Origin of the sequence: Bradyrhizobium sp. B117 (assembly GCF_038969555.1) — a bacterium.
In the GTDB taxonomy this organism is placed as follows: Bacteria; Pseudomonadota; Alphaproteobacteria; order Rhizobiales; family Xanthobacteraceae; genus Bradyrhizobium.
The window spans coordinates 5,703,264-5,720,177 of record NZ_CP152414.1 but is presented as its reverse complement, the minus strand read 5'-3'; the positions used below and the strand labels follow the sequence as shown (position 1 = coordinate 5,720,177).

The window sequence follows — 16,914 nt, the reverse complement described above, 5'->3', positions numbered from 1 at the left end:
CTCACCGCGCCGGAAAGTTGAGCGCATAGTCGCGGCCGTCCACGCCCGCGGGCGGCTCGAAGGGGAAGCACAGACTCTGGTCGAGGAAGTCGTGGCTGTGCACGACGAGGTTCTCGTGGTCGATCAGCACGACGCCGTAAGCCGGCGGCTCGTGGCTGGCGAGATGGTCGGTGGCGGCAGCATCAAGCTCGAACCAGACCTGGTGGTTGGTGCCGCGCAGCGTCGAGAACGGGATCTTGCCGTAGCTGCCGAAGATCGGCCGGTGCACATGGCCGAAGAACAGGTGGCGGATGCGCGAACGATACGGCGCGATCACCTCGGCGAATTCGGTGCTCTGCTTCAGCGCGATCTCGTCCATGGCGTGGACGCCGACCGGGAACGGCGGATGGTGCATGAACACGACGAACGGCATGTCGTCGGGCGCCGCCGCCAGCGTGCCGGCGAGCCAGTCGAAGCGTTTTGCGCACATCTCGCCGGCGTGGCTGGTCTCGTCGAGGGTGTCGAGGAAAACGAACAGGCCGTGCTCGGTGGTGCGCGTGCCCTGCACGAAGCCGTTGGGATCGCGCGGCGCGGACCGAAGGCCGTCGAGGCAGGCGACGCGCTTGTCGTGATTGCCGACCATGGCGATGTACGGCATCTTCAGCGCGGCCATCGCCTCGGCAAAATTGGCGTAGGATTCAGGCTCGCCCCAATGGGTGAGGTCGCCGGTCACAACCGCAAACGCAGCATCGGATTGATGCTTGTTGATGTCGGCGACGGCGGCATCGAGCCGGGCGCGCGGATCGAGCCCATAGAGCTTCAGCCCGGGATTCGCGAGATGCGTGTCGGTGATGTGGATGAATTTGAAGGGCATGGCGCGCTTTGTCGGGACTTGTTGGAGGATGGTCGCCTCCGGCAAGACGGCCTGCCAGCCCGTTAGAGCGCATGTGTTTCAGTTTGATGACAGCGGTTCCGCTCGCTCCGAATTCCACAGGAAGCAAGGGCGCCAAGGCGCATGCCGTCCAAAAATCCGAAAACAACCCCATGCACAGTAGCCAGTGATTGCCGAAACGATGGCTTACGCGTCTTTCGATAAAAGTTGACACGTCGGGCAAAACAGGGGCATATTGCCAATATCGGAAAATCCGCAGAGCGACCGAAGCGGTCCCCCTGTATGGCGTCACGATGGTGGCTCTCCGTTGCCGGCTCGATCTCGCTTCGCGAAATAGTCGGCCCAATGTCGGATCCAATCGAGCGCACGGGCTTTGTCGATCGGAGCGATCCAGTCAACATCCTCGCGGGACAGCTGGAATGCCTCCACCACTTCGTCGACAAACGGTTCGACATCGATCTCGGCGATATCCCGCGCGTCAACCTCGACAACAGGGCCCTTTGAACCGAGGTGCTCGACTGCATGCGCGTGCTCAGTCAGAAAAAGGGCCCGCCCGGATTCCAGCCTCACGAACATCGAGGCGGCCAGACCGAGACCGTCGTCGTCGTAGTGGATCAACGTAAACCCGAAGCGTTCGGCGAGGGCTGCGATCCGAATTGCGAGGGTGCAGAGCTGCATTTCGGGGCCGCCGAACCGAAAGTCGTCTGGGAGTTGCGTGATCACGACGGTCCCATTGAAGCTTTTCGCTACGTCCCGCAGAACGTCTGCAACACCCGCTGATCCGGCAGCGGCGGATCGGCGTAGGCCGCATACTCCGGCTGGTCCTCGAACGGCTTGGCCAGCACCTTCACCAATTCTTCGAACGGCGCGTAGTTGTCGTCATTCACGGCCGCCTGGATCACGGCCTCGACGCGGTGGTTGCGCGGGATGAAGACCGGGTTGACGGCGTGCATGGCCGCTTGCCGCTCGGCGGCGCTCTGCGGCTCCAGCGCGGTGCGCTCGCGCCAGCGTTTGGCCCACTCGTCGAACGCCGTGGGATCCATGAACTGCGCGCGGGCGTCGGCGGCGTCATCGCCTGCGGCCTCGCCGAGCTTGCGGAAGGTCAGGGTGAAGTCGGCCTGGTTCCTGGCCATGGCCTCGAGCAGGTCCTGGATCAGGGCTTCGTCGCCGTCGCGGTCCGTGAACAGGCCGACCTTCTTGCGCAGGCCGGTCTGATAGGCCGCGCTGAACGTCTCGGCAAAGGCGCCGAGAATGTCCTGGGCCTCCGCGACCGCCTTCTCCTGCTCGTCCGAGAACAACGGCAGCAGGCATTCGGCGAGGCGCGTCAGATTCCACAACGCGATGCGCGGCTGGTTGGCATAGGCATAGCGGCCCATCTCGTCGATCGACGAGAACACCTGTGCGGGATTGTAGGCGTCCATGAAGGCGCAGGGGCCGTAGTCGATGGTCTCGCCGGAGATGGAGGTGTTGTCGGTGTTCATGACGCCATGGATGAAGCCGACCAGCAGCCAGCGCGCGACAAGCTCGGCCTGGCGCGCGACGACGGCCGCGAGCAGGGCGTGATAGGGCCGCTCAGCATGAAGCAGGTCCGGATAGTGCCGCGTGATGACATGATCGGCGAGCCGGCGGATTGCATCGGTGTCGCGGCGGACCGCGAAGAACTGGAAGGTGCCGACGCGAATGTGGCTCGCGGCAATGCGCGTCAGCACCGCGCCGGGCAGTGCGGTCTCGCGGATGACATGCTCGCCGGTGACGACGGCTGCAAGCGAGCGCGTGGTCGGGATGCCCAGGGCGAACATCGCCTCGCTGACGATGTATTCGCGCAGGACCGGCCCGAGCGCGGCGCGGCCGTCGCCGCGGCGGGAGAACGGGGTGGGGCCAGATCCCTTGAGCTGGATGTCGCGGCGGATGCCGTCCTTGTCGATGACCTCGCCGAGCAGGATCGCCCTTCCGTCGCCGAGCTGGGGCACGAATTGCCCGAACTGGTGGCCGGCATAGGCCATGGCGATCGGATCGGCCCCGGGGGGAACCGTCTTTCCGGCCAGGATCTCGGCACCTTCGGCCGTCTCCAGCATATCGGGATCGAGCCCGAGCTGGACCGCCAGCGGCCGGTTCAGCTTGATCAGCCGGGGCGCGGCCACCGGGGTCGGCGCGACGCGGGCAAAGAAGCTGTCCGGCAGCGCCGAATAGGAGTTCTGGAAGGGGAAATGGACGGTCATGGCCATAAAGATAGGCGGGGAACGCCTGATGGCAAAGGCTCGAGCCCCGATAGGTCAAAAATGGCCGTTTCGGCGCCAAATCAGGCCGTTCCCTTGGTTGCCGGCTCGGGTTGCTGCTTTGGGCCTCGTCGGGTAAACCCTGCCGCAACTTCGGACCGGCCGTTTCGGCGGTCCGATTCGCTTCCTCCGACATTGATTTTGGGACGACCATGCATCGCTACCGGTCACATACATGCGGCGCGCTCCGCGAGAGCAACATCGGCGAGACCATCCGCCTCTCGGGCTGGGTCCATCGCGTTCGCGACCATGGCGGCGTGCTGTTCATCGACCTGCGCGACCATTACGGCCTGACCCAGTGCGTGGTCGATCCGGACTCGCCGGCGTTCTCGCTGGCCGAAAAGCTGCGCTCGGAATTCGTGGTCAAGATGGACGGCAAGGTCCGCCGCCGCCCCGAAGGCACCGACAATGACGACCTGCCGACCGGCAAGGTCGAGGTCTATGTCAGCGAGATCGAGGTGCTGGGCCCGGCCGGTGACCTGCCGCTGCCGGTGTTCGGCGACCAGGAATATCCTGAAGACATCCGCCTGAAGTACCGCTTCCTCGATCTGCGCCGCGAAAAGCTGCACCAGAACATCATGACGCGCGTCGAGATCATCAAGTCGATGCGCCGGCGCATGGAGGGGCAGGGCTTCTTCGAGTTCAACACCCCGATCCTGACCGCGTCCTCACCGGAAGGCGCGCGCGACTTCCTGGTGCCCTCGCGCATCCATCCCGGCAAGTTCTACGCGCTGCCGCAGGCCCCGCAGCAGTACAAGCAGCTCTTGATGATGTCGGGCTTCGACCGTTACTTCCAGATCGCGCCGTGCTTCCGCGATGAGGACCCGCGCGCCGACCGTCTGCCGGGCGAGTTCTACCAGCTCGACGTCGAAATGAGCTTTGTCACGCAGGAAGACGTGTTCGCGGCGATGGAGCCTGTGATCACCGGCGTGTTCGAGGAGTTCGCCAAGGGCAAGCCGGTCAGCAAGAACTGGCGCCGCATCCCGTTCGCGGAAGCCTTGCGCAAATACGGCAGCGACAAGCCGGACCTGCGCAATCCCATCGAGATGCAGGACGTCTCCGAGCATTTCCGCGGAAGCGGCTTCAAAGTCTTCGCGCGCATGCTCGAAGACCCCAAGAACCAGGTCTGGGCGATCCCGGCCGCGGGCGGCGGCAGCCGCGCGTTCTGCGACCGCATGAACTCGTGGGCGCAGGGCGAGGGCCAGCCCGGCCTCGGCTACATCATGTGGCGCGAGGGCGGCGAGGGCGCAGGTCCCCTTGCCAACAACATCGGGCCTGAGCGCACCGCTGCGATCCGCGCCCAGCTCGGCACCAAGGAAGGCGATGCCGCCTTCTTCGTCGCCGGTGACCCCGACAAGTTCTGGAAGTTCTCAGGTCTTGCCCGCAATAAGGTCGGCGAGGAGTTGAACCTCACCGACAAGGAGCGGTTCGAGCTCGCCTGGATCGTCGACTTCCCGATGTACGAGTACAACGAGGATGACAAGAAGGTCGACTTCTCGCACAACCCGTTCTCGATGCCGCAGGGTGGTCTCGACGCGCTGAAGGGCCAGGATCCGCTGACCATCAAGGCGTTCCAGTACGACATCACCTGCAACGGCTACGAGATCGCCTCGGGCGGCATCCGCAACCACGTGCCGGAAGCCATGGTGAAGGCGTTCGAGATCGCAGGTTACGGCGAGCAGGAAGTGGTCGACCGCTTCGGCGGCATGTACCGCGCCTTCCAGTACGGCGCGCCGCCGCACGGCGGCATGGCCGCCGGCGTCGACCGCATCGTGATGCTGCTCTGCGGCACCACCAATCTGCGCGAGATCTCGCTGTTCCCGATGAACCAGCAGGCCATGGACCTGCTGATGGGCGCGCCGTCGGAAGCCACGACCAAGCAGCTCCGCGAGCTGCATGTGCGGGTGAACTTGCCGCAGAAGTGAGCCTCCTTCGCCTCTCCCCGCACGCGGGGAGAGGGCCACGAATTCGTCATGCCCGGGCTTGTCCCGGGCATCCACGTTTTTGGGCTGCCGCTGGAAAGAACGTGGATGGCCGGGACAAGCCCGGCCATGACGGTGGTGGGATCGTGCGTTCCCGCCGCGCCCTACAATCCCGTCGAGGCCTCGATCCGAAACTGCGCCAGCGCGAGGACCGGCTCATGGTTCAGCGCGTCCATGAGTTGCACCAGCGGCACCTTGCCGAGCGGGGTCAGCTTGATGGTGAGCGTCTGCCCCGAGGTCGCGACGAAATCCGCGAGCGCGTCTGCCGCCGCCTTGGCATCGAGATTGGACGCCGCGAACTTCTCGCCCTGCGCCTTGATCATCTCGACGATGGCGCTGCGCGCAGCGTCGCGGCTGACATTCTGGATCCGCGAGAACTGCGCCACGATCAGGTCGACGACGCCGCTGTCGCGCAAGGTGAGCTCGATCGCGCCGGCCTCGATCTGGCGGGCCCCGCTCATGGCCTGCACCGGATCGGCCGTGAACACCGTGCGCGGCACGTTGGCGAGCGCGAGGCGCGCCTGTGCCCGGGCGAGATTGCCGAGATCGATCGTGGCCGGTGCCAGCGCAAACGCGCCGGAGGATTCCGTCCAGGCCGCGCCGAGATCGAGATCGATCGCGAGCTTGTCGACGCCGGCAATGACCAGGGCACGCTGCGACGGACTGGTGGGATCGGTGGGCGTCACCATCTTCACGACCAGATTGGCCTTGCTTGGGATCGATCCGATCAGCTGGCCCCAGTCCAGGCTGATCGTATCGATGGTGACGAACTGCCGCGTGTTCTTGAACGGTGAGACAACGCCCTTGATCTCGGCGCCTGCGAACACCCGGAACAGGCCCAGCATCTGGTCGGGAGAGGGGGCCTCGCCGGGATTGCTGAGGCCCGCCCCCCAGCGCATCAGATTTGCAGCGCTGAACGACTTCAGCGCGAAGCGCTCCATCTTGAACTGCCCTTGCGGGGTCGGCGTATCGACGCCCTCGATCGCGAATTCGCCCTCGCGGTATCTGATCGTGTTGACCTTGCCGGTCCCCTGCGGCGTGCCGATCGAGATCTTGCTGACCTCGGCCTTGCCGATGCGAACACCCTCATAGATTCCGACGATCTTCTCCAGCATTTCGCGCGACTGTGCGGGCGTCGGAACAGCCGATTGATCCTGCGGCAGCGCGTCAAATCGCTCGGCCAGCCGGAATTTCGACGGTTGCACGTCGATGTCCTCCATCACGAAGCCGTCGATATCGACACGCACCCCCTGCGCCGATTTGAGCGCGTAGGGACCGGCCAAGATTTGCCGGTAGACGCGATGATAGGTCTCGTCACTGCTGGTCTTTGGATCGAGCGCGGCGATGATCGCGGTCGCATCGAAATCGTTGACGATGATGTTGGACAGCTCGCCTGTCAGCTTGTCCGCCCTGCCTGGCTGCTTCACGTCAATCGAGATCGCGGCGCGGTCCGCCTTCATCGCATCGACCTTGCCATGCTTCAGGTTCTGCATCGTCAGCCCGGAATAGGTGAGCTCGCCGCTGCCGCCCGCGGCGCTGCCGGAATCGAAGTCCATCGTCAAGGTCGGGGCGGTGAGCGAGGTTGCCGTGATGCTCGCATATTGACCGAGCACGTAGCGGTAGACGTCCGCCAGGGAGCCGCCCACCGGCGTCTCGCCGGAGCGAATGCGACCGGCGTAGTCGCGCATGGTCAGTTGCGGGACCTTGTAGGAAGCCTTCAGCTTGGCCGGGCCGATCCGATCCAGCGCGACTTCGAGGCCCGTGATGTCGATACCGTCGGCCGAGAACCGGGTCTCGTCGATCTGTCGGACGCCGGTGCCCTGGATTCCGGCGATCTTGATCTGCGCCTGCGGCTCGTTGCCCGGAACGACCGCGATGTCCTCGATCGTCAGCGTTCGGCTCATCAGATCGAACCCGATCTTGCCGTGGCTCGCCTTGCCGCCGCTTGCGCGGATCTGCTCGAACGCCGCCTCGATCTCGGCTGTCGCCTGGTGCTTGGCATAGAGGTTGAAGCCGAACCATCCGCCCGCCGCGAGCACGGCTGCCACGAACAGGCCGATCAGGATTCGCTTCATTCCCAGCTCCAGTTGCTCGTGTTGCAGCGCGCAACCTGCCATATTCGCGAAACGTCGCCCGGTCCAGGGAAAGCTATGGTTTTCAAATATTTGACAGCGGGGCCTGTTGATGGGGACGCATTCCGATGTTGCCACCGGGCCGCCCGGCGTGCTTCATCCCGTTTCCACGGCCCGGAAATATCGTCCGCTTGGGCGGCAGCTCCAGATCGTGCATTCTGAGGCCGGTAACGCGAGGCGAGACACCGCATGTCGTCCTATTCTGATGATCTCCACCAGGCGGCGCTCGCCTACCATCGTCTGCCGCGCCCCGGAAAGCTCGAGATCCAGGCAAGTAAGCCGCTTGCCAACCAGCGCGATCTCGCGCTCGCCTACTCTCCGGGCGTCGCTGCCGCCTGCACCGAGATCGCCAAGAACCCGGCCGAAGCCGCCTCGCTCACCACCCGCGCCAACCTGGTCGCCGTGGTCTCGAACGGCACCGCGGTGCTCGGCCTCGGCAATATCGGCCCGCTGGCCTCCAAGCCGGTGATGGAAGGCAAGGCGGTCCTGTTCAAGAAATTCGCCGGCATCGACGTGTTCGACATCGAGATCGCCGCCGACACCATCGACCGCGTGGTCGAGACCGTGGCCGCGCTCGAGCCGACCTTCGGCGGCATCAATCTGGAAGACATCCGCGGACCGGAATGCTTCGAGATCGAGAGCCGGCTGAAGGAGCGCATGAAGATCCCGGTCTTCCATGACGACCAGCACGGCACCGCCATCATCGTCGCCGCCGCCATCACCAACGGTCTCCGCCTGAACGGCAAGAAGCTGTCCGACGTCAAGATCGTGGCATCGGGGGCAGGGGCGGCCGCGCTCGCGACGCTCAACCTGCTGGTGTCGATGGGCGCGCAGCGCAAGAACATCTGGGTCTGCGACATCGACGGCCTGGTCTATGACGGCCGCAACACGCAGATGGACCGCTGGAAGGCGGTCTATGCCCAGAAGACCGACAAGCGCACGCTGGGTGACGTCATCGGTGGCGCGGACATCTTCATCGGCCTCTCGGCGCCCGGCGTGCTCAAGCCGGAGATGGCGCAGGCGATGGGCGACAAGCCGCTGATCATGGCGCTCGCCAACCCGACGCCGGAGATCATGCCGGAGGAGGCGCGCAAGGTACGCCCGGACGCGATGATCTGCACCGGCCGCTCGGACTATCCGAACCAGGTCAACAACGTCCTGTGCTTTCCCTTCATCTTCCGCGGCGCGCTCGACGTCGGCGCCAGCGCGATCAACGAGGAGATGAAGCACGCCGCGGTCGAAGCCATCGCGCAACTGGCGCGCGAGGCGCCGTCGGACGCGGTCGCGCAGGGCTTTGACACCGGCGAGACGCAAGGGTTCGGCCCGGGCTCGCTGATCCCGAGCCCCTTCGATCCCAGGTTGATTCTCCGCATCGCGCCGGCGGTGGCGAAGGCGGCGATGGAGTCGGGCGTCGCGACGCGCCCCATCACCAATTTCGACGAATACACCGCGCTGCTCGAGCGCTTCGCTTTCCGCTCCGGCCTCGTCATGAAGCCGATGTTCGCCAAGGCCAAGACCCAGCCCGTGCGTGTGATCTACGCCGAAGGCGAGGACGAGCGCGTGCTGCGCGCCACGCAAGTGGTGCTGGAGGAGAAGCTGGCGCGGCCGATCCTGGTCGGACGTCCCTCGGTGGTGGAGGCGCGCATCAAGCGCTTCGGCCTGTCGATCAAGGCCGGCAAGGATTTCGACCTCGTCAATCCCGAGGACGATCCGCGCTACCGCTCCTACGTGCAATCCTATGTCGAGGTCGCCGGCCGCCGCGGCGTGACGCCGGATGCGGCGCGCACGGTGGTGCGCACCAACAACACGGTCATCGCCGCGCTCGCGGTGACGCGCGGCGAGGCCGATGCCATGCTCTGCGGCGTCGAGGGCCGCTACATGCACCATCTGCGTCACGTCCGCGAGATCGTCGGCTTCTCGGCCGGGGTCAGCGACTATGCGGCGCTGGCGCTGCTGATCACCACCAAGGGCGCGTTCTTCATCGCCGACACCCAGGTGCGTCCCAATCCGGGCGCTGAGGAGCTGGCCGAGATCGCCTCGCTTGCGGCGGTCCACGTCCAGCGCTTCAACATCAAGCCGAAGATCGCCTTCGTCTCGCATTCGGATTTCGGCAGCTACGACACCGACTCCTCGCGCAAGATGCGCCGGGCGACCCAGCTCTTGAAGGAGAAGCACCCGGAGATTGAGGCCGACGGCGAGATGCAGGGCGACACGGCACTCTCGGCTGCGGCGCGGAAAATGGTGCTGCCGCACTCCAAGCTCGAGGGCGAGGCCAACATCATGATCATGCCGAGCCTGGATACCGCCAACGTCGCCTATCAGATGATCAAGTCGCTGGCGGATGCGCTGCCCGTCGGACCGATCCTGATCGGCCCGGCGCGCCCCGCGCATATCCTCACCCCCTCGGTGACGGCGCGCGGCATCCTGAACATGACCGCGGTCGCCGTGGTGGAAGCGCAGGAGCGCGCCTCGCGCCAGCAGCCGACGTTGTTTACGTAAGGGCGCGATGTAACTGCGCGGGAGGTGCAATCCCTTCCCCCCTTGTGGGAGAAGGTGGCGCAAAGCGCCGGATGAGGGGTATCTCTCCGCGCGTCGAGATCGCGAGAGTTGTCCGTGCCGATGGATACCCCTCACCCGTCTCGCCGCTTCGCGGCGAGCCACCCTCTCCCACAAGGGGAGAGGGGAAGTCGCCCGCGCCGCCAACTTTGAATTACTTGCAGTTTTCCATTTCCCCGTTTGTAAACCGGCGCACGACTCTTCATAATCGCCGGGCGCTTTCGTCCAAATTCCGATTTCAATAAGCCTGAGCCAAGAGGCCGATCATGCCAGCGTTCGTGACTTTCGGACGGATCCTGTTCGCCGTGCTGTTCATCTACACGGGCGCGACCAAGCTCTTTGCGATCCAGGCAACGGCGGATTTCATCGCCGGCAAGATCGTGGTGCCTGAAGCGATCGAGCCCTATGCCAAGCAGATCGAGACGGCGACCGCGATGACCACGCCGCAACTGCTGGCGATCGCGGTGGGTGGGCTCGAGATCATCGCAGGCCTGATGATCGCGCTGAATTTCGGCGCGCGCTTCTTCGCGATGCTGATGATCATCTACATCGCGGTCTCGACCTTCCTGTTCGCCGATTTCTGGAATCTGGCAGCGCCCGACAACGCCAAGATGGTGGTCGACGCGTTGAAGAATCTCGCGATCATCGGCGCGCTCTGCATGATCATCGGCTACGGCCGCACCACGCGCCCGGCCGAGTCCGCCTACGGGGACGTGTAGGCTCATACGTCGCACGGGACGGGCCCAGCTTCGCGCAAGGTCGCTGCCGCAGAATGGCGGGGAGCGAGGTGTGAGGCAGATTCGAGGAGTCCTCAGCATTCGAATGCGTGAAGGGGCATCCCGCCTCGCACCTCTCGTAGTCGGATCGATGAGGGGCTCATCGCAATGTATGCTGAAGCGTCGTCGGGTTCCCTTTCATTCGAGGCCGCTCTGGCGCACCATCGCGCAGGCCGCCTGCCGCAAGCGGAGGCGATCTATCGGCAGATACTGACATCCCAGCCGGATCATGCCGACTGTCTGCATCTCCTGGGAGTTGCCTTGCTCCAGGCAGACCAGCCCGACAGGGCGCTCGAAGTCATCACCCGCGTCGTCAAGCTTCAGCCCTCCAACAGCGTCCATCATGGCAACATGGCCGCCGCTCTGCGCGCTCTCGGACGAAGGGACGAGGCCATCGCGAGCTACCGGCAAGCGCTGCTGCACAAACCCGACAATCTGGATGTGCATAATCAGCTCGGCGCCCTGATGGTTGAGTGCGGGGACCTCACGGGCGCGGAGGCCCATTATCGGCTCGTGCTGCGACGTCCCGCCGGACTCGACCTCAACGTCGCCCGCGCTCAAGTCGATGCCCGTTTCAATCTCGCCAATCTGCTGGCCAGGCGGAAGCAGTTCGACGATGCGATCGGCGAGTTTCGCCATGTGCTGCGGCAGCGGCCGGATTTTGCGGCGGCCCATTGCAACCTTGGGGTAGTGCTGTTCGATCTGTCCGCTTTCGAGGAATGCGAGCGTTGCTATCGCGAGGCCCTGCGCCTCGACCCGGCATTTGCGGACGTCCATAACAATCTTGGTGGTCTTCTCATCAAGTTGGGCCGTCTCGACGAGGCGGAGGTGAATCTTCGCGAAGCCTGCAAGCTCAAGCCAGCTTTTGCTGGGGCCTTGAACAATCTCGGTGACTTGCTGCGACTCCAGGGGAGGCTGGAAGAGGCGGAAGCCTACAGCAGGGAAGCTTTGCGTCTGGAGCCGGACTATTTTCCCGCGCAACTGACCCTCGGCAATGCCCTTCGCGAGGCCGGTCGTTTCCACGACGCAGAGCCGTGCTATCGGGGCGCTCTCGCTCACGATCCGGCCTTGCCGGAGGCGCTCAACAATCTCGGTGCCGTGCTGTTCGATCTTGGGCGACCCGATGAATCCATTCAGACCTTGCGAACTGCGGTGTCGCAAAGGCCGGACTATGCCGACGCGCATTTCAACCTGGCGGCCTCGCTGTTGCTGGCCGGCCAGTTCGATGAAGGTTGGCGAGAATATGAGTGGCGGTGGAAGCAGGCGAAGAAGAAGCCGCATCTGCGCGGCTTCAGCCAGCCGCTCTGGGGTGGAGAAGATATCGGTGATCGCGTCCTGCTGCTGCATGCCGAGCAGGGCATGGGCGACACGCTGCAGTTCGTTCGCTTCGTGCCGGCCATCGCGGCGGGGCGGCGGGTCGTCCTCGAGGTTCAGCGGGCGCTGCTGCCACTCCTTGCGCCGCTCTTGGCGGAGCTGCCGGGACTTCAAAGCATCGTCGCGCTCGGCGATCCGCTGCCGCCGTTCGATCTGCATTGCCCGCTGTTGAGCTTGCCGCGCGCCCTTGGCACCACCCTGGACACCATTCCGCGAGAGGTACCCTATCTGCGGGCCGACCCGCAGCACGTGGCGGCCTGGCGTCAGCGGGTCGGGCAGCTCGATGGCCTCAGGGTCGGCCTCGTCTGGGCAGGCAATCAGACGATGAGCGGCGACCGGCGCCGATCGGTTTCGCTCGACCGCTTTTCAGAGCTGGCAGATCTGCCGGGGGTGAGTTTCGTCTCGCTGCAGAAGGGGCCGGCGGCGAGCCAGTCGCCGCCGCCTGGTCTGGTCCTGCACGATTGGACGGATGATCTCCACGACTTCGGCGAAACCGCCGCGCTGATCGAGGCACTCGATCTGGTCATCGGCGTCGACACCGCCGTGGTGCATCTTGCAGGCGCGCTTGGCCGCCCTGTCTGGCTGCTCAATCGCTTCGATCGGTGCTGGCGCTGGCTGCTGAACCGCGACGACAGCCCCTGGTATCCGACGCTGCGGCAATTCCGGCAGCCTCAGCCAGGCGATTGGGGCAGCGTTCTCGAGGACGTGCGCGCTGAACTCCAGAAATCCAATTTGACCCGATCAAGCGTCGAGTAGCGCCACGCGCGGAGCCCTATTTGCGTGGCAGCAATATGCGATAGGTGCCGGTATCAAGACACCGGTACTGTGCATGGGGTTGTTTTTGAATTTTAGTTGGCGCCTCTGGCCCGCCGCCACGGAGTCACGGTCACCTCATGGGCCGCGTCGAGCAAATACGGCGCGTCGGGTTTCATCCCGTGCGAGGCGAGCACCTCATGCGGCGTCCGCGCCGGCACGCCGACAAAACAGCCTTCGCCGCCGGGCAGCCGCACATGCGGAGCCTCCGACAGCCAGAAGGTGTCGTAGTGGTCCATGAACTTGTCGAACACGACGGGGCCGCCGATGATCGCGACGGTACCGGAAGGGACGTCGGCGAAGGCGCAGGCCTCCTCGAAGCTGGCATGCTCCGGATTCCACAGCGACGCGTGCGGCGTCTCCGGATCGACGGTGAGTGCCTTGATCTTGCGGGTCAGGATCAGGCGCTTTCGCTTCGGCGAGTTCGGCTGCTGCTCGTGCGAGTGGCGGCCGTGCACGATCAGCGCGGCGCGATCGAGCGCCTGCTCGAAGAACAGCTTGTCGCCTTCGAACTTCAGACTGTCCGGCATCACATGCGCAGCGTCGGCGAGCATGCCGTCCGCTGAGACGATGACGTAGCCTTCGAACCGGAAAGACAATTTCTATTCGGAAACTGTCGTCACCACGGAATTCACCGGACGCTGGCTCACCGTCGGCAGCTTAACGTCCTTGAGCAACTCCTGGTCGTATTCCGGCAGCGTCGAGGCCGGGAATTTGGCGCGCATCGCCACCACCTTGTAGCCGCCGGCCTTCAGGCGCTTGAGCAGCTCGGGCAGGGCTTCCGCGGTGTGCTTCTGGAAGTCGTGCATCAGGATGATGCCCTTGCCCTTGTTCTCGAGCTTTTTCATCACGGTCTCGATCACCTTCTCGGGCTTGGATGCCTTGAAGTCGAAGGAGTCGATGTCGCAGGAGAAGATCCCGATGTTGCGGTTGCCGAGATAGGTGACCATCTCCGGCGGATGCTGCAGCGCCGGGAAGCGGAAGAAGGGCGAGGGCGAGATGCCGCCGAGCGCCCACTTGACCGCGGACAGGCCCTTCTCGATCTCTTCCTTGCGCTGCGCTTCGTTGAGCTTCTTGTTGTTGAGGTTGGCGTGCGACCAGGTGTGGCTGCCCACGGTGTGGCCGGCCGCATAGACCTGCTTGAGGATCTCCGGCTCGTAGGTCGCGTGCTTGCCGATCGAGAAGAAGATGCCGGTGGTGCATTCATCGGCGAGCGCCTTCAGCACGGCGGGCGTGTTCTTCGGCCAGGGGCCGTCGTCGAAGGTCAGGACCACCTCGTGGTCGCGCAGGAAGTCGAGCTCCTTGAAGTGCTCGAAGCCGAAGCCGGGACCGCCGGTGGTGTCGATCTCGACGGTGCGGGCAACGCCTAGCGCGCCCGGCGTGTTGCAGGCGGCGCGCGCCGGCTGCGGCGCCTGTTGCGGCGGGGGCGGATTGACGAAGCCCGCGGGTGCAGCCGCTGCCGCGGGAGCCGCTGCCGGAGCTGCAGCAGCGGGCGCCGCCGCCGGTGCGGCTTGCGTCGCGGCTGCGGGCTTCGCGGCCGGGGTCTGCGACCATGCCGCGCCCGTCATTGCAAGAGACATCGCACTTGCCAAAATCAGTCCTGCCGCCACACGCATGGTGTTGTCCTCGAGATTGATCCCGTTGTTCCGCCGCGGCTTTTCGCCTGCGGCAAAACCCATCCTGCCCCAAACGATCCTAGCCTAGATGGTGGGCCCTCGCCATTGCAACGGCTGTTTGGCGCCCCGCCACAATTGTGCCCAGCCGGATTGCGGTTGAGCGCCTCAACTGTCGGCCAGCGCCTTGGCGATGGCCGTCTTGACCCGGGTGTCGGCCGGCTCGACCGCGGATGAAAATACCTCGGCGATATAGCCGTCTCGGCCGATCAGGTATTTGTGGAAGTTCCAGCGAGGAACTTCCCGGGGGCGAGCCTCGGCCGCCCATTTATAGAACGGGTGGGCCTTTACCCCGACCACGACGGACTTGGCGGTGATCGGGAAGGTCACGCCATATTGGTGATGCGCGGTCTCCGTGATCTCGCTGGTGCCGCCGGGCTCCTGACCGCCGAAATCGTTGGAGGGCACACCGATCACGGTCAGTCCGCGCTCGCGAAACTCGCTCCAGAGCTCCTGCAGGCCGGCATATTGCGGGGTGTAGCCGCACAGCGAGGCGGTGTTGACCACCAGCAGCGGTTTGCCGGTGAAGGCGGCAAGGCGGATGTCGTCGCCTGACAAGGCGGGGAAGGAAAAGGCGTAGGCCGAAATCCGGCTCATGCCGCCGTCGGCGAGCGCGCGGCCCGCCGGCGCGAGCGTGCCTGCAAGCGTCGCGATCAGCATGGTCCTGCGGTTCATCATGACGGCGTCCCCGAAATGATCCGGGGTGGATGTTACTCCGCCGGCGCGATCGGGCCGCTCAACACCGCGTTATCGGACGTGGCGACGCGCGGGCTAATACAGGCGAACGATGAAGTCGGTGCCTTCGCCGGTCTCGCCCTGGTTGATGCCCTGGTCGGAGACGATGATCGAGCCGCCCGATGTCAGCATCTCGTTGATCTTCGCCATGGTGTCGGCGGGGATCGTGATGCGGTCGAGCGCTTCCGCCGGGCTGTCCGGTGTGACCACGGGCTTGGCGGCGACCGGGATCACGACGGCGCCACCCTTGCGGCGCGACACGCGTCCGTCGTCCTCGCGCGCGGCGGCGCGGACCGAGACCGGCAGCGACACCACCGACCAATGCAGTGCATTGGCATCGGTCTTGTCGACCTCGGCGGTGAAGACATGGGTGCCGAGCGGCCGGTCGCTCGCGGCGATCGTGATCGGCACCTCGAACAGCGGCGCAAAGTTCTGCCGCACGTAGAGCTTGGAATCCTTGCGGCTGATGAAGACCGCGATCTGGCCGGCGCGCTTGGGCGCTTCCGGCTTTGCCGCCGGCGCAGGGTCTGCGATCCGGGTCTCGTCCTTCTTGGCATCCGGCGCGGGCGCCGTCGCGGTCACGGCCGCGTCGGGCTTCTTGGCGCTGTCGGCGGATTCGGCCTTGGTCGCTTCGGACTTCGCCGGTTCGGATTTCGGTGCGCTCGCCGGCTCGGTCTTTGCAGCCTCGACCTTATCGGCGGGCTTTTCGTTGGCGGAAGCCGCTGGCTTGGCCGCATCAGAGGCCTCGGCCATCTTCGTCTCGGATGGGGCGGGCCCTTCGATCTTGTCGGCCGGCGCGGTGGCCTCGTCGCGTGCCGGCGCATTGCCGGTCGTCACGTCCGACATCACGTTGTGACCGACCGAGGAGCGGAGCTCAAGCACGCCATCGGCGCTCGCAGTCTTCGTTTCGACCGGCTTTGCTTCAGCCGCCTTGACATCGGCCGCGCCCTTGTCGGCCTTGTCGCCGACATTGGTCTGCGGCTCGAGGCTGGCGGCGGGCTGCGGCGGCACGCGCACGGAGGCGAGCAGCGGATGCGAGAAGCTTTGCGGCGACATCTGGCCGGGGGCGACGATGACGCGCGCGCCCATCTTGGTCCAGTTCCACATCTTCACCGCAAATGCCATCGGCATGCGGATGCAGCCATGCGAGGCCGGATAACCCGGCAGCACGCCGGCATGCATGGCGACACCGGACCAGGTGATCCGCTGCATGTACGGCATCGGCGCGCCGCTATAGATGTTGGAGTGGTGGAATTTGTGCTTCTGGATGACGCTGAACACACCCATCGGCGTCGAGTGGCCCTTCATGCCGGTCGACACGGGCGATTCCGCGAACACGCCATTGCCGTCGTAGATCGTCACCTTCTGCCGTTCGATCGAGACGACGATGACGAGCGGCCCTTGCGGCTTCGTGCCGGCTTCCTTCTCGGCGACGACTTCTTTTTTCTTGCCGGAGAGGCCATGCTTTGGCGGCTTCTGGCGCGGGATTTCGGGATGCCGCTCCTGCCGGGCGTAATAGGATCCGTCGGAATAATCCGTCCAATAATAAAACGCTGCGTCGGCCCGGCTGGTCGTGCCGATCGCACCCGCCGCCGTCAAAATGGCGACCTGCCACAGCCGCGCCGGCTTGGTAGAGAAACCGGACCCGTTCACGCTGTTCATCCTCGAATCCACAATCCAAATCAGACATTAGTCTCGCAGAGGGGTCATGCGTTCACCAGCACGG

13 protein-coding genes are annotated in these 16,914 nt (G+C 65.0%); 4 read left to right on the top strand and 9 right to left on the bottom strand.

Annotation, left to right across the window (positions count from 1 at the left end; translation table 11 throughout):
- Position 1: 1 nt before the first annotated feature.
- From AAFG16_RS28105 to AAFG16_RS28095, 3 genes are all read right to left on the bottom strand, one after another.
- Positions 2–853, bottom strand: coding sequence for a phosphodiesterase (locus AAFG16_RS28105; RefSeq protein ID WP_342730479.1), 852 nt, complete (start codon positions 851–853; stop codon positions 2–4).
- Between the two features lie 306 nt (positions 854–1,159).
- Positions 1,160–1,594, bottom strand: coding sequence for a hypothetical protein (locus AAFG16_RS28100; protein WP_342730477.1), 435 nt, complete (start codon positions 1,592–1,594; stop codon positions 1,160–1,162).
- A 23-nt stretch (positions 1,595–1,617) separates the two neighbouring features.
- Positions 1,618–3,090 (bottom strand): YdiU family protein, encoded by a 1,473-nt coding sequence (locus AAFG16_RS28095; protein ID WP_342740988.1) that lies wholly within the window; start codon positions 3,088–3,090, stop codon positions 1,618–1,620.
- 209 nt (positions 3,091–3,299) lie between these two features.
- On the opposite strand from AAFG16_RS28095, the gene aspS reads away from it, so the two are divergent.
- Positions 3,300–5,072 (top strand): aspartate--tRNA ligase, encoded by a 1,773-nt coding sequence (gene aspS / locus AAFG16_RS28090; RefSeq protein WP_283079599.1) that lies wholly within the window; start codon positions 3,300–3,302, stop codon positions 5,070–5,072.
- Positions 5,073–5,233: 161 nt separating this feature from the next.
- Here aspS and AAFG16_RS28085 read toward each other — a convergent pair whose 3' ends face one another.
- The gene (locus AAFG16_RS28085) at positions 5,234–7,204 is read right to left on the bottom strand and encodes a hypothetical protein (RefSeq protein WP_342730475.1); all 1,971 of its coding nucleotides are present in this window, start codon (positions 7,202–7,204) and stop codon (positions 5,234–5,236) included.
- Positions 7,205–7,450: 246 nt separating this feature from the next.
- Between AAFG16_RS28085 and AAFG16_RS28080 the strand changes: the two genes are divergently transcribed.
- Positions 7,451–9,760, top strand: a complete 2,310-nt coding sequence (locus AAFG16_RS28080) for an NADP-dependent malic enzyme (RefSeq protein ID WP_283079597.1) — start codon at positions 7,451–7,453, stop codon at positions 9,758–9,760.
- Between the two features lie 323 nt (positions 9,761–10,083).
- The gene (locus AAFG16_RS28075) at positions 10,084–10,536 is read left to right on the top strand and encodes a DoxX family membrane protein (protein WP_283079596.1); all 453 of its coding nucleotides are present in this window, start codon (positions 10,084–10,086) and stop codon (positions 10,534–10,536) included.
- A 195-nt stretch (positions 10,537–10,731) separates the two neighbouring features.
- Here AAFG16_RS28075 and AAFG16_RS28070 read toward each other — a convergent pair whose 3' ends face one another.
- Positions 10,732–10,938 (bottom strand): hypothetical protein, encoded by a 207-nt coding sequence (locus tag AAFG16_RS28070; protein ID WP_342730472.1) that lies wholly within the window; start codon positions 10,936–10,938, stop codon positions 10,732–10,734.
- 6 nt (positions 10,939–10,944) lie between these two features.
- Here AAFG16_RS28070 and AAFG16_RS28065 point away from each other — a divergent pair, with 6 nt between their 5' ends.
- Complete coding sequence (locus tag AAFG16_RS28065) at positions 10,945–12,723, top strand: tetratricopeptide repeat protein (protein ID WP_342730470.1); 1,779 nt, start codon at positions 10,945–10,947, stop codon at positions 12,721–12,723.
- A gap of 92 nt (positions 12,724–12,815) precedes the next feature.
- Here the strand turns inward: AAFG16_RS28065 and AAFG16_RS28060 are convergent, their stop codons facing one another.
- The 4 genes from AAFG16_RS28060 to AAFG16_RS28045 form a co-directional block, all read right to left on the bottom strand.
- A complete protein-coding gene (locus tag AAFG16_RS28060) occupies positions 12,816–13,379 on the bottom strand; it encodes a dihydrofolate reductase (RefSeq protein WP_342730468.1) in 564 nt (187 codons plus the stop codon).
- Positions 13,380–13,382: 3 nt separating this feature from the next.
- Complete coding sequence (locus AAFG16_RS28055) at positions 13,383–14,396, bottom strand: polysaccharide deacetylase family protein (RefSeq protein WP_342740987.1); 1,014 nt, start codon at positions 14,394–14,396, stop codon at positions 13,383–13,385.
- Positions 14,397–14,561: 165 nt separating this feature from the next.
- The gene (locus AAFG16_RS28050; RefSeq protein ID WP_342730466.1) at positions 14,562–15,131 is read right to left on the bottom strand and encodes a glutathione peroxidase; all 570 of its coding nucleotides are present in this window, start codon (positions 15,129–15,131) and stop codon (positions 14,562–14,564) included.
- A gap of 93 nt (positions 15,132–15,224) precedes the next feature.
- Positions 15,225–16,850: a L,D-transpeptidase family protein gene (locus AAFG16_RS28045; protein WP_283079593.1), complete on the bottom strand. Its 1,626-nt coding sequence runs from the start codon at positions 16,848–16,850 to the stop codon at positions 15,225–15,227.
- Positions 16,851–16,914 lie beyond the last annotated feature (64 nt).